This window comes from Kitasatospora sp. NPDC022785 (assembly GCF_055561295.1).
Genome location: NZ_JBVHHB010000025.1, coordinates 95442 through 108459 on the forward strand (window position 1 = coordinate 95442; position 13018 = coordinate 108459).

Consider the following 13018-nt stretch of genomic DNA (forward strand, 5'->3'; position numbering starts at 1 on the left):
GAAGCGCAGCGGGAACGATCGCCGGCCGTCCCCGCGTACCGTCCGCAGGGCGGCGCTCCTGACCGGGGTGCTCGCCCCGGTGCTGATGGTGGGGCTGCTCGCGATCGCCACCGACCCCGACTACGAGGGCCCTTGCGCGGTCCTCGCCGTCCTGGTGCTCATCGTGGCGCTCGGCGGGCTCATGGTGGTACGAACCAGCGGCTGGGTGCTCTGGCCCGGCGTCCTGCTGGGCATCCTCCTGCTGGTCACACCTACGGCCAGCCTCCGCGCGGCGCTGATCGCCCACCGCGGCGTGGAGACCCAGGTGGTGATCGCCTCGGCCCACCGCGAGAAGGACAGGAGCGGCCGGGTGAGCTGGACGTGCGGCATCCGCCGGGCCGACGGCCGGCCGCTGCCGCACGCCTCGTACGACGGCCCGGGCTGCTCGGGGCCGGCCGACGTCGGCACCACCATCACCGCCCTCGTCGACCCGGAGGGCTGGGCCCCGCCGGCCGCGACGGACGAAGGCCTCCCCTTCGTCGGCGGCGTCCACGTCGTGGCCGGCGTCGGCCTCCTCTGGGCCCTGCTCGTCCTGGGCGCCGCACGCCGCACCCTCCGGTCGGTCAGTGGTCGTCAGCGATCAGTGAGCAGGTAGCGGGTCCGGCCGTGGTGCGGTCGTGCCGGATCGCGCAGGTCATCGGCGGCGGCCGTGCCGGCCGATCCGGGCCGTGCCGCCCTCGTGGTGCGACCGCCGCGCTGTTCGGGGCGGAGCCGGCCTTGCGGGCGCAACCGACTGCGGAGCCACTCGTCTCGCTAGACTCCGACCGGAGCGAGGAGTTCGACCCGCCCCGAGCCGTCCCGGCCGGTGGCTGGACAACACGTCCGAGGGGGACGCGAGTTGACCCGGATCCTGGTCATCGGCGGCGGCATCGCCGGGGCGGCGTCCGCCCTGGCGCTGCACAAGGCGGGCTTCGACGTCACCGTCCACGAGGCGCACCCCGACACCGGGGAGGACATCGGCGCCTTCCTGACCCTGGCCTCCAACGGCATGCGCGCGCTCGCCCAGGTCGACGCGGCCGGACACGTCGCCGCCCTCGGCTTCCCCGTCACCGTCATGCACGTGATCGACCAGCACGGCGCCGAGCTGGCCACCGCCCGGCTCGGCGAGCCCGACGACCCGCTCACCCACTACCGCTGCCTGCGCCGCGCGGAACTCGGCACGTCCCTCCGGTCCGAGGTCCGCCGACGCGGCATCACGATCCGGCACGGTGCCCGGCTCACCGCCGTCACGGAGACCGCCACCGACATCACGGCCCACTTCGCCGACGGCGCCACCGCCACCGGCGACCTCCTGGTCGGCGCCGACGGCCTGCGCTCCGCCGTCCGTGCCTGGCTCGATCCCACCGCGCCCGGCCCCGGCTACGCCGGCCAGCGCGTCTTCTACGGGTACAGCACCGCCACCCCGCCACCCCCCGGCCCGACCGAGCGGATCACCATGGTCCGCGGCAGCGCCACCGCCTTCGGCTACCTGGTCTCCCCCTCCGGCGAGACCTTCTGGTTCGCCCGCGTGCCCGGCCCGCCCGTGACCGCCGAGGAGGCCGCCCGCACCACTCCCGCCCAGTGGCGGGAGCAACTGGGCCTGCTGCTGCACCCGGACGACACGCCCACCGCGCGCATCGTCGCCACGACGGGCGACCGGCTGATGGTCACCAACGCCCTCCACCTGGAGCCGGGCACCCGCTGGCGCACCGAGCGCGCGGTCCTGATCGGCGACGCCGCCCACGCCGCCTCCCCGGCCACCGGCCAGGGCGCCTCGATGGCCCTGGAGGATGCCGTCGTCCTCGCCAAGGCCCTGCGCGACACGCCCTCCCCCGCCGCCGCCCTGGCCCGCTACGAGCACCACCGCCGGCCCCGGACCGAACAGAACATGGCCGCCAGCGCCCGCCTCACCACCGGCCCCACCTCCGGCCGGCCCTCCGCCGCGGCCCCGCCGCAGGGCTCCGAGCGCCCGGCCTCCCGCCCCGACGAGGAACTCCTGCACCTCCTCACCTGGGGCACCCCGCTGCCCTGAAGCCCACGAGGCGGCGCACCCGCCTGCGTGGACGCCGCCGGACCGGGCCATGCCCAAGGGCCAGGTGCGGCGCCTGAGGGGGCAGGCCAGACGCGGAACCGCCGTGCCGTCACCCTCGCGTCTCTGTCTTTCGGTAGAGACCGGATCCGCCGTGAGGCGCACACCATCGCGACGCCCGGTACCGATACTGGTCAGCGTGGCTCGTCATCGTCCCTTCCGTCGCTCCGTCCGCACGCGTCCGCCCGGAGGGTTTCCGAGCGCGGCCGGCCGCGCGGCGGCGGAGACGGCCGGGGTGGTGCTCGCGGGTCTGGGCGTGTGGGGGGCGGTCGCCGGCCTCGGGCTGCTGCGTCACCCGTATCTGCAGCTGGCGGTCCTGGCCGCCGGTGCGGCGTTTCTCCCGCTGCGGCGCCGCTTCCCCGCGGCCGGGCTCCTGGCCCTCGCCGGGCTGACGGGTCTGGCGTCCTGCGTCGGACCTCTCACGGCGGCGACCGCGTACACGGTGGCGCGGCGGACGACCGGGGCGCGCAGGCGTGCCCGCCTACCGGCCGCGTCGGCCGCTCTGCTCGTGCTGTGCGCGACGCTGTCCGCCCCCTGGCTCGGCCCGGGATCGGTGCCGTACGGGCTGGCGCTCGGCCTCATCCTCACACCGACCGCCGTCATCGTCCCCGGGCTGGTCGGCACGTCGTACGGGCAGCAACGGCGGCTGGTGCGGGCGCTGCGTGAGCGCGCGGACGCGGCGGAGCGGGCCCGCCAGCTGGCCGACAGCGAGGCCCGCCTCCAAGAGCGGTCCCGGATCGCCGCCGAGATGCACGACCTGGTGGGGCACCGGCTCAGCCTCATCTCGCTGCACGCCGGCGGGCTGGAGCTGGCCCTGGAGAAGGCCGACCCGGAACTGCGTGAGGAGGCCGTCCTGGTGCGGCGGACCACCCGGGACGCGATGCACGAGCTGCGGCAGGCCCTCGGGGTGCTCGGGCCGCTGGGCCGGGACACCGGGACGGAGGCGCTCACCGACGCCACCGGTACCCGCGCCGACATCGAGACGCTGGTCGCGGAATCCCGGGGCGGGGGGATCGCCGTGCGGCTCGTCTGGACGGGGCCGGACCTCGACACCCGCCCGGCACGGGTGCGCCGGGCGGTACACCGGGTGGTGCGGGAGTCGCTGACAAACGTGCACCGGTACGCGAGCGCGGCGCACGTCACCGTGACGGTGGTGCACGACGACGCGACGGTGCGGGTCACCGTCCGCAACGGAGCCCCGCCCACTGCCCCGGGCTCCGCCGGGAGCGTGGGCACCGGCCGCGGTCTCACCGGCCTCCGGGAGCGGGTCGGGCTGCTGGGCGGGACGTTCGAGGCCGCTGCGCTGCCCTCCGGCGGCTTCCTGGTGGAAGCGGCGTTGCCGGCCGAGCCCGGCGACGCCCCCGGCCCCGGGCGGCCCGCCACCGGACCTACGGGAACGGACGACTCGCCCGGCGACGACCGGACCGGCGACAAGGCGGGCGACGAGGGCGACGCCCCTCCCGACCGCCGGACCGTGCAGGTGGCGGCGCTCGCCCTCGGGCTGGTGGCGGTGAGCGTGCTCATGGCCCTCGGGACGGCCTTCGTCTACGCCACCGCGCCGCGGGAGGACGCCGGACCGCGCCCGCTGCCCCGGCTCGGCATGACCTACGCCGACGTGGCGGGGTCGGGTGTCCTGGACAACCTGGCGGTCCGGGCCGCGGCCACCGGCCACGAACCCCCGCGCCCCGCCGGCACGGTGGGCTGCATCTACCCGTTCAACGGCGCCACCGAGTCCCGCCCCGGCGGCCTGACCATCGCCCGCTACTGCTTCGACGCCGCACAGCGGCTCATCGCCGTCGACCGCTTCACCGTCCCGTCGGTCCGGGACGCCGCACCCTGGGAGACCCCGTGACCGAATCCACCCCGCCGATCCGTGTGCTGCTCGCCGACGACGAGACGATGATCCGGCACGGCGTGCGCCTCATCCTCCGGCACGCCGACGGCATCGAGGTCGTCGCCGAGGCTCCGGACGGACGGCAGGCCGTCGAGCAGGCCGCCGCCCACCGCCCCGACGTGGTCCTGCTGGACATCCGGATGCCGGTGTGCGACGGGCTGGCCGCGATCGCCCCGCTGCTCGCCCTCGATCCCGCACCGCGCGTGGTCATGCTGACGACCTTCGGCGACGACGACAACGTCGTCCGGGCGCTGCGGGAGGGCGCCGCCGGGTTCCTGCTGAAGGACGAGGGCCCGCAGGAACTGATCAGCGCGGTACGGGCGGCCGCGGCCGGAGACGCCGTGCTCTCCCCCGGTGTGACGGGGGCGGTGATCTCCCGGATGCTGCGCGCGGGTGACGGACCGCAGGCGGGCGGCGCGCTCGCGGACGAGCGGATCGCCCGGCTCACCGCCCGGGAGCGGGAGGTCCTGGCGATGCTCGGCGAGGGGCTGTCGAACCAGGAGATCGCCGGGCGGCTCGGCATCGGGACGGGCACGGTGAAGACCCATGTGGGCGCGATCCTGGACAAGACCGGTTCGGCGAGCCGCGTCCAGGCCGCGCTGCTGGCCCACCGGACCGGCCTGGCCACCTGACGGCACCGCTCACCAGCCCCGTCCGCGGCCGGCCCGGGGCGCCGGCGAAGCTCTCGCCGTCCCCGCCCCGGGGCCTGGCTCCGCCGGCCGGGTCTCTTCCCTTCGGCAGAGACGGGGCCTGCTGCCGTTGTCCCTTCGGCAGAGACGGGCTTGCCGTCCTTGTCCCTTCGGCAGAGGTCAACTCCCGCCTTCAGAACGACCTTTTCGCAGTTCAGGGCCGTGAGGATGGACGCATCCCCCGGCTCGCGGAACTCCTCGCGGGCCGTCGCACGCCAGGCGGAGTATCCATGTCCCAGACGTTCCCTTCCTCCAGCACCGCTCTCACGGAGCCGGCCGCCCGCGCGTCGGGCCTGACCAAGACCTACGGGAAGGGCGAGACCCGGGTCACCGCGCTGGACGCGGTGACCGTGGAGTTCGCGCGGGGCCGGTTCACCGCCGTCATGGGCCCGTCCGGGTCCGGCAAGTCCACGCTGATGCACTGCATGGCCGGCCTGGATCCGGTGACCGCGGGATCGACCCGGATCGGCGGGGTCGAGCTGGCCTCCCTGAACGACCGGCAGCTCACCCGGCTGCGCCGGGAGAAGGTCGGGTTCGTCTTCCAGGGCTTCAACCTCCTGCCGGCCCTCACCGCGCTGGAGAACATCACCCTGCCCCTGCGGCTGTCCGGACGGCGGCCCGATGCCGCCTGGCTGGACACCGTCGTCACCACCGTCGGCCTCGCGGACCGGCTCGCCCACCGCCCGTCCCAGCTCTCCGGCGGCCAGCAGCAGCGCGTCGCCGTGGCCCGCGCCCTGGTCTCCCGTCCGGAGATCGTCTTCGCCGACGAGCCGACCGGCAACCTCGACTCCCGTGCCGGTGCCGAGGTGCTCGGGTTCCTGCGCGACTCGGTGCGGGAGCTGGGGCAGACCGTGGTGATGGTCACTCACGACCCGGTGGCCGCCGCCCACGCCGACCGCGTGGTGTTCCTCGCGGACGGCCGCCTGGTGGACGAGCTGCACGAGCCGACCTCCGGCGCCGTCCTCGACCGGATGCTCGCGTTCGAGGCCCAGGGCCGCACCTCCTGACCGCGTTCGCCGCCCCGCCCGCGCCACCTCGCGCCCGCCGAAGCCACACCCGCCGTGCCTGCACCCGCCCAACCCACACCCGCCGAAAGCCCACCATGCTGCGAACAGCCCTGCGCAACGTCCTCGCGCACAAGGCCCGTCTGATCATGACCGTCCTCGCGGTCTGTCTCGGGGTCGCGTTCATCTCCGGCTCGCTCGTCTTCGCCGACAGCACGACCGCCGCCTACCGCGCCTCCATGGCGAAGAACTACGCCGGCATCGCCGTCACCGTGGACCCGAAGTACCCCCCGGGCGCCCCCGCCGACGAACGCACCACCGTCCTCGACGACGCGCTCGTGGCCAGGCTGGCGGCCGTGCCCGGCGTCACGGCGGCCCGCCCGGCGGTCGACGGATCGGTCACCCTCGCCGCCAAGGACGGCACCCCGATGCGCGCCGACAACGCGATGGGCAGGCTGGCCGCCGCCTACCTCCCCGGTGCCGACGGCAAGGACGGCCGCTACCCGCTGACGGCCGGCCGCGCCCCGCGCGCCGGCGACGAGGTGGCCCTGGACCGCACCACCGCGACGGCCGGCGCCTACGCCCTGGGCGACACCGTCACCCTCGCCACCGACGGCCCCGTCCTGCGGCTGCGGCTCGTCGGCACCGTCGCCACGGACGACACCCGGGTCACCTCCGGCGGCACCCTCGCGGTGTTCGACAGGGCCACCGCGCAGAAACTGTTCGCCACCCCCGGCCACTACACCGGAATCAACCTGTCCGCGGCGCCCGGCACCGACCAGTTCGACCTGGCCCAGCGCGTCGGCGCGCTGCTGCCGGCCGACCGCGCCGAGGCGACCACCGCGACCGCGCAGCTCGACCAGCAGTCGGTCTTCATCGCCACCAAGACCAGCGGCTACTCCCGGCTGCCCATGGTCTTCGCCGTGGTGTCGCTCTTCATCGGCTCGTTCCTGATCGTCAACACCTTCACCATGCTGATCACGCGCCGCTCCCGGGAGATCGCGCTGCTCCGCGCGATCGGCGCCACCCGCCGCCAGGTGGTCGGCTCCGTGCTCACCGAGGCGGCCCTGGTCGGCCTCGGCGCCTCCGTGCTCGGCTTCGCCCTCGGACTCGCCGTCGCCGGTGTCCTGCCCGCCCTGCTCGGCACCGCGCACGACGCGCTGCCCCGGGGCCCGCTGGTGATCGGACCGGCGCCGGTCCTCGCCTCCCTCGTCGTCGGTGTCGGCGTCACGGTCCTCGCCGCGTGGCTGCCCTCCCGTCGCGCGGCCAAGATCGCGCCGATCGAAGCGATGCGCACCGCCGAACAGCCTCCGTCCGCGGCGCTGTCCCGGCTTAGGGGCGCGGCCGGCGCGGCCCTGCTCCTCCTCGGCGCGGGACTGCTCGTCTCGTTGAGCGACGCGAAGGACGCCTCGGACGAGCACCTGCGGACCGCGATGGCCGGATGCGGCGTCCTGGTGACCGGGCTGATCATGCTGGCCCCGCTGCTGGCAGGCCCGGTGATCCGCCCCCTCGGCCGGCTCACCGCCCGGTTCGGCGTCGTGGGCGAGCTCGCCCGGCAGAACGCCCTGCGGGATCCTCGCCGCACCGCCGCCACCGCCGCCGCCCTGATGATCAGCACCGCGCTGGTCTCCGGACTCGCCGTCATCGACCACTCCTCCGGCCGGGCCCTGGACTCCCAGGCCGCCGCCGGCCTGAGCGCCGACTACGTCGTCAGCACCCGCAACACCACCACCGCCATCGACCCGGGCGCCGTCCGACGGGTCGCGGCCCTGCCCGGCATCACGACCGCCTCCACCGTCGCGGACTCCACCATCTCCACCGGCGCTTTCGTCCGGCAGGTCTCCGGTGTCGACCCGAAGACCGTGGGGGCCGTCATGAAGCTCCACTTCACCAGCGGCTCCGTCGCCGACCTCGGACCGGGACGGATCGCCGTCTCCAGCAGTTTCGCCCGTGACAACCGGATCGGCACCGGCGGGAGGATCAACGCGAGCATCGGTCCCGGCCAGGGCGACCGCGACCGGCCCTACACCGTCGTCGGGATCTACCAGGACAACCCCACCGCGCAGGACGTCCTCGCCTACCGCGGCGATGTCCAGCAGCACGGCTTCCTGCGGGACTCCGTCCAGCGCATCCTCGTGACCACCGACACCGCTTCCCCGGAGCGCGAGAGGCAGTTGCGCGGCGCCGTCGACAACAGCCCCCTGCTGAAGGTCCAGAACCGCGCCCAGCTCGTCCGGGAACAGGCCGGCGTCGCCGGCGACCTGCTCACCATGGGCCTCGGGCTGCTCGCCATCGGTGTGATCATCTCGGCCCTCGGCATGATCAACACGCTCGCGATGTCGGTCACCGAACGGACCCGGGAGATCGGAGTCCTGCGCGCCGTGGGCATGGACCGCAGCGGCATCCGCCAGATGATCCGCCTCGAATCCTTCACCGTCGCCGCCTACGGCACCCTGTTGGGCCTCGTCGGCGGCCTGTTCGGAGCCTGGAGGATCAGCGGACTCGCCAACGGGGCCATCCCCCAGTACACCTTCGCCCTCCCCTGGGGCACCCTCGCCCTCACCGTCGTGCTCTCGCTCGCCGTCGGTGTCGCCGCGGCCGCACTCCCGGCCCGCCGGGCCGCCGCTCTGGGCCCCCTCCAGGCGGTCACCGAGGCCTGACCCGCACCGGGCCGCCGTCGGTGACGGCCGGGCCGTTCCCCCGCAACCCGCCCGGTCGGGTGGGGGTCGGCGACAGCCGCGCCGCCGCCGGGCCCCGCCTCGGGGCCCGGCGGCCGAACGGTCAGGCCCCGGGGTCCTCCGGCCGGGTCAGGTTGGCCCCGGTGCCGGGGTCGAAGACGTGCATCCGGGCCGTGTCGACCCACAGCCGCAGGGCCTCGCCCTCGGCCGCGCGGGTCGCGGTGTTCAGCCGGGCGACCACGTGGTGCTCCTGCATCCCCGTGTCCGCCCGGCCGGAGTCGGCGGCCAGCTCGGCGAGCTCCTCGGTCCGGGCGGGCCCGCCCTCCTCGGCGAAGTGGACGTACACGTCGGAGCCGACGGACTCCCGGACGTCCACGGTGACGGTGCCGATGAGGCCACTGCCGTGGTCGTCGACCAGCGAGGCGTCCTCGAAGTCCTCGGGGCGGATGCCCACGATGAGGTCGCGCGGCGCGTCGGCCCGCTCCAGGGCCTGCCGCTTCCGGTCGTCCAGCGGGAGGTCGCCCAGCGAGGTGCGCAACACGTTCTGTTCCAGGACCGCACCGAGGAAGTTCATGCCGGGCGAGCCGATGAAGCCCGCGACGAAGAGGTTCACCGGCGCGTCGTACAGGTGCTGGGGGCTGCCGACCTGCTGGACGAGGCCTCCGCGCATGACGACCACCCGGTCGCCGAGGGTCATGGCCTCGACCTGGTCGTGGGTGACGTAGACGGTCGTGGTGCCCAGCCGCCTTTGCAGGGCGGCGATCTGGGTCCGCATCTGGACGCGCAGCTTGGCGTCGAGGTTGGACAGCGGCTCGTCCATCAGGAACACCTTCGGGTCCCGGACGATGGCGCGGCCCATCGCGACGCGCTGGCGCTGTCCGCCGGACAGGTTGGCGGGCTTCCGGTCGAGGTGCTGGGTCAGGTCGAGGATCCGGGCGGCCTCCTCGACCTTGGCCGCGATGGCCGTCTTGTCCACCTTGGCCAGGCGCAGCGCGAAGCCCATGTTCTCCCGCACGCTCATGTGCGGGTAGAGCGCGTAGCTCTGGAACACCATCGCGATGTCCCGGTCCTTGGGGGCGCGGTCGTTGACGACCTGTCCGCCGATCCGCAGGGTGCCCTCGGTGATGTCCTCCAGCCCGGCGATCATGTTGAGGGTGGTGGACTTGCCGCAGCCGGACGGGCCGACCAGGATCACGAACTCGCCGTCGGCGATGGTGAGGTTGAAGTCGCGGACGGCCAGGGCGCCGTCCGGGTAGCGCTTGGTGATGCCGTCGAGGACGATCTCGGCCACGGTTCGCCTTCCTGGTCCGCCCGGTGGGGCGGTCTCATCCCTTGACTGCGCCGGCGGTGAGGCCGGCGACGATGCGGCGCTGGAACAGCAGAACGAAGATCACGATCGGAATGGTGATCACCACGGCGGCCGCGGCGATCGAGCCGGTCGGCTGCTGGAACTGCGAACTCCCGGTGAAGAAGGCGATCGCCGCCGGCACGGTCCTGGCCGAGATCGTCGAGGTCAGCGAGATGGCGAACAGGAAGTCGTTCCAGCAGAAGATGAAGACGAGGATGCCGGTGGTGAACACGCCCGGGGCGGCCAGCGGCGCGATGACCAGGCGGAAGGCCTGCCACGGGGTGGCGCCGTCCACCTTCGCCGCCTTCTCGAGGTCCCAGGGGATCTCACGGAAGAAGGCCGACAGGGTGTAGATCGCGAGCGGGAGGGAGAACGTCATGTAGGGGATGATCAGACCGGCCCAGGTGTCGAAGAGGCCGAGTACGCGCTCGATGTTGAACAGCGGCGAGACGAGCGAGATCGGCGGGAACATCGCGATCAGCAGGGACACCCCGATCAGCAGCCGCTTGCCGGGAAACCTCAGCCTGGCCACCGCGTAGGCCGCCATGGTGCCGAGCACCACGGCGATCGTGGTGGCGATCACCGCGATCCCGATCGAGTTGACGAGGGCACGGGTGAACTCCGACGTCTGGAAGATCCCCCGGTAGTTCTCCCAGGTCCACTTGCGCGGGACGAAGTCGCCGTCGGTGAGGGTGCTCGGGTCCTTGAACGAGAGCGCCACGATCCACCACACCGGGAACAGCGCGTAGAGGATGACGACCAGGTTGGCGATGCCCCAGCCGGTCAGTGTGCGCGTCCGGCGGCTGCTCATCGGCGCTCCGGTTCGCCACCCGGCGCGGCGGCACCGAAGACCCTGATGAACACGAAGGCGATGACCGCCACACAGATGAAGATCAGCACCGAGATCGCCGAGCCGATTCCCAGGTTGAGGGCGGTGAAGAGGTTGTCGTAGCCGAGGATCGACACCGATCCGGTGTCGTTGGAGCCACCGGTCAGCACGTAGATGTTGTCGAAGATGCGGAAGGCGTCCAGGGTGCGGAAGAGCAGGGCGACCAGGATCGCCGGCTTCATCAGGGGCAGGACCACCAGGCGCATGCGCTGTCCGAAGGTCGCGCCGTCCACCATCGCCGCCCGGACCGTCTCCTCGGGCACGAGGGCGAGGCCCGCCAGCAGGAGGAGGGCCATGAACGGCGTGGTCTTCCACACCTCGGCCAGGATGATCAGTCCGATCGCCTGCCACTGGTCGGTCAGCGGGGCGCTGCCCTCGGGCAGGAGGTCGGCGAGGTAGCCGATTCCCGGCGTCCAGGCGTACTGCCACGAGTAGGCGGCGACCACGGTCACGATGCCGTAGGGAATCAGGACCGCGGTGCGGACGGTGCCGCGCCCGAACACCGCACGGTGCATCACCAGGGCCAGGACCATGCCGAGGACCAGCTCGATCGCCACCGACACCACCGTGATCAGCACGGTGACCCAGAGCGCCTGCCACCAAAACGGCGAGCTGAGGACAGCGCCGTAGTTGGAGAGCCCCACCCAGCGGGCCTGCTGCGGGAACCGCAGGTCGTACCGCTGCAGCGAGAGGTAGACCGCGTACCCGATGGGGTACGCCGTGACCGCCAGCATGACGATCGCGGCGGGCGCACAGAGCAGCAGGCCCAGCCGGCGCTCCTGCCGGGCGCCCTCGGACAGCTGCTCGGTCTTGTGCCCGCCGGTGTCGGCGGGCGCGGTGGACGGTGTCACGGAATCAGCCCCTTGGAGCCGAGCGCGTCCTCGATCTGCCCGCGGAGACCGGCGATGGTGCTCTCCGGCCGGATGTCGGCGGGCGGTGAGAGAGAGTGCGAGATGGCGATGGACACGTTCTGGTAGGCGGGGGTCTGCGGCCGCACGCTGGCGTTGTCCAGCGCGGCCAGCACGTCCGCGGCGAACGGGTAGCTCGACGTGAGCTCGGCCGCCTGGTACAGGCTGCGCAGGGAGGGCGGCAGCCCGCCCTTCAGCGCGTTGGTGAGCTGGTTCTCGCGGTCCCGCAGGCAGAGCGCGGCCTCGAACGCGAGGTCAGGGTTGCGGCCGTACGCGCCCACGGCGAGGTCGATCCCGCCGATGGTGACGGTGGCCGGCCGGTCGGGCAGGACGGCGGGGTACGGAGCCCAGCGGAAGTGCTGGAACAGCTCGGGCTGGTTGGCCTTCATCGACGGGTACACGAAAGGGTAGTTGAGCTCGAAGGCGGCCGTTCCGGACTCCATCGCCAAGCGGTTCTGGTCCTCCATCTGATTGGGCAGGGAGGGGTCGGCGGCCGCCGAGGTGGCGGTGTCGTGCATCACCCCGGCGGCGGCGACAGCGGGCGGACCGAGCGAGGGCGCCTGGGCGTCCGGCGTGAGGATGGAGCCGCCCGCACTGGTCACCAGGGTGTTGAACCAGACCGTCAGTCCCTCGTACTGGGCGCCCTGGATCTCGACGTAGTGCGGCTTCCCCTGCTTCGCCAGCGCGTCGGCCTGGGCCAGCATCTCCGCCCAGGTCTTCGGCGGAGCCGGTACCAGGTCGTCCCGGTACCAGAGGAGCTGCGTGTTGGAGTTGTACGGCGCCGCGTACAGGTGCCCTTGCCAGGTCGCGGTCTGCACCGCCGCCGTCAGGGTGTCCGCGACGGCCTGCTCCTTCATCGGCCCGGTCCACTCCCGGATCCACCCGGCCTCGGCGAACTCGGCCGGCCAGGTGACGTCCAGGCCCAGGATGTCCACCCCCGCATCGTGCGCGGCCATGCGGCGGACGAGCTGTTGGCGCTGGCCGTCGGCCCCGCGCGGCAGCTTGTTGTACTTGATGGCGTACCGGCCGCCGGACTGCCGGCCGCACCGGTCGGCGGCCGCCTGGAGAGCCCCGGAGTCGTCGGGGAAGTTGTACCAGTTCAACGTCACCGGCCCGCCCTGCCCGCTGCTCCCGCAGCCTGCCAGGACGGACGCGACCACGCAGAACCCCATGGTGACGCCCAGCCACCGCGAGCGGAACGTGCGGCCCTTCGCCATCGATCTCCCGACGTGAAGCTGAACGGACCTCCCGAGGGTAGCCACGTGCGCTGTCGGGACCGGTGTGCGCCGCGCCGGTCGGTCAGCCGAACGGAGCAGTCCGCTCCGCCGGGGCCGGTCAACGGCCACGGCCTCGCGGAGTTCATCCACCAGCGGGTGCTCCGCCCGGCGCACCTGCGCCGCACGCTGTTCCCGCGGGGGCCCGAGTTCCCCGAGCCGCACGCGTAAGCCGCCCTGGCCTGGGCACCCCTCGCCCGGGCCCGGAACGGCACCCACCCCTCCAC

At 73.5% G+C, this 13018-nt stretch carries 9 protein-coding genes and 1 pseudogene; 6 read left to right on the top strand and 4 right to left on the bottom strand.

All coding sequences use genetic code 11. From position 1 onward, the window contains the following. Positions 1 to 67 precede the first annotated feature (67 nt). The 6 genes from ACZ3YO_RS31055 to ACZ3YO_RS31080 all read left to right on the top strand — a co-directional run bounded on the left by ACZ3YO_RS31055 (position 68) and on the right by ACZ3YO_RS31080 (position 8354). Positions 68 to 634: a hypothetical protein gene (locus tag ACZ3YO_RS31055; protein ID WP_465575940.1), complete on the top strand. Its 567-nt coding sequence runs from the start codon at positions 68 to 70 to the stop codon at positions 632 to 634. Positions 635 to 877: 243 nt separating this feature from the next. After that, positions 878 to 2050, top strand: coding sequence for an FAD-dependent oxidoreductase (locus tag ACZ3YO_RS31060; protein ID WP_465575943.1), 1173 nt, complete (start codon positions 878 to 880; stop codon positions 2048 to 2050). A 196-nt stretch (positions 2051 to 2246) separates the two neighbouring features. Then, entirely contained in the window at positions 2247 to 3959 is a 1713-nt protein-coding gene (locus ACZ3YO_RS31065) for a sensor histidine kinase (RefSeq protein ID WP_465575945.1), read from the top strand. Between the two features lie 47 nt (positions 3960 to 4006). Next, positions 4007 to 4633 carry a response regulator gene (locus ACZ3YO_RS31070; RefSeq protein ID WP_465576024.1) on the top strand — a complete coding sequence of 209 codons (627 nt, stop codon included), beginning with the start codon at positions 4007 to 4009 and terminating at the stop codon, positions 4631 to 4633. Positions 4634 to 4920: 287 nt separating this feature from the next. Then, on the top strand, positions 4921 to 5697 hold the full coding sequence (locus tag ACZ3YO_RS31075; RefSeq protein WP_465548574.1) for an ABC transporter ATP-binding protein: 777 nt from the start codon (positions 4921 to 4923) through the stop codon (positions 5695 to 5697). 95 nt (positions 5698 to 5792) lie between these two features. Then, positions 5793 to 8354, top strand: coding sequence for an ABC transporter permease (locus tag ACZ3YO_RS31080; RefSeq protein WP_465575949.1), 2562 nt, complete (start codon positions 5793 to 5795; stop codon positions 8352 to 8354). Positions 8355 to 8475: 121 nt separating this feature from the next. On the opposite strand, the gene ACZ3YO_RS31085 is transcribed toward ACZ3YO_RS31080, so the two are convergent. From ACZ3YO_RS31085 to ACZ3YO_RS31100, 4 genes and pseudogenes are all read right to left on the bottom strand, one after another. Continuing rightward, entirely contained in the window at positions 8476 to 9663 is a 1188-nt protein-coding gene (locus ACZ3YO_RS31085) for an ABC transporter ATP-binding protein (RefSeq protein WP_465575952.1), read from the bottom strand. 34 nt (positions 9664 to 9697) lie between these two features. Continuing rightward, positions 9698 to 10527, bottom strand: a pseudogene (locus ACZ3YO_RS31090) (carbohydrate ABC transporter permease); the annotation flags it as partial. Continuing rightward, on the bottom strand, positions 10528 to 11460 hold the full coding sequence (locus ACZ3YO_RS31095; protein ID WP_465575954.1) for a carbohydrate ABC transporter permease: 933 nt from the start codon (positions 11458 to 11460) through the stop codon (positions 10528 to 10530). Beyond that, positions 11457 to 12734 (bottom strand): ABC transporter substrate-binding protein, encoded by a 1278-nt coding sequence (locus ACZ3YO_RS31100; RefSeq protein ID WP_465575957.1) that lies wholly within the window; start codon positions 12732 to 12734, stop codon positions 11457 to 11459. Before ACZ3YO_RS31100 ends, ACZ3YO_RS31095 begins: the two co-directional genes overlap by 4 nt. Positions 12735 to 13018 lie beyond the last annotated feature (284 nt).

What these genes read in the sequence shown, in the direction of transcription:
- ACZ3YO_RS31070 (WP_465576024.1), top strand. Translation starts at nt 4,007, where the DNA reads ATGATCCGGCACGGCGTGCGCCTCATCCTCCGGCACGCCGACGGCATC.
- ACZ3YO_RS31075 (WP_465548574.1), top strand. Translation starts at nt 4,921, where the DNA reads ATGTCCCAGACGTTCCCTTCCTCCAGCACCGCTCTCACGGAGCCGGCC.
- ACZ3YO_RS31080 (WP_465575949.1), top strand. Translation starts at nt 5,793, where the DNA reads ATGCTGCGAACAGCCCTGCGCAACGTCCTCGCGCACAAGGCCCGTCTG.
- ACZ3YO_RS31100 (WP_465575957.1), bottom strand. Translation starts at nt 12,734, where the DNA reads ATGGCGAAGGGCCGCACGTTCCGCTCGCGGTGGCTGGGCGTCACCATG.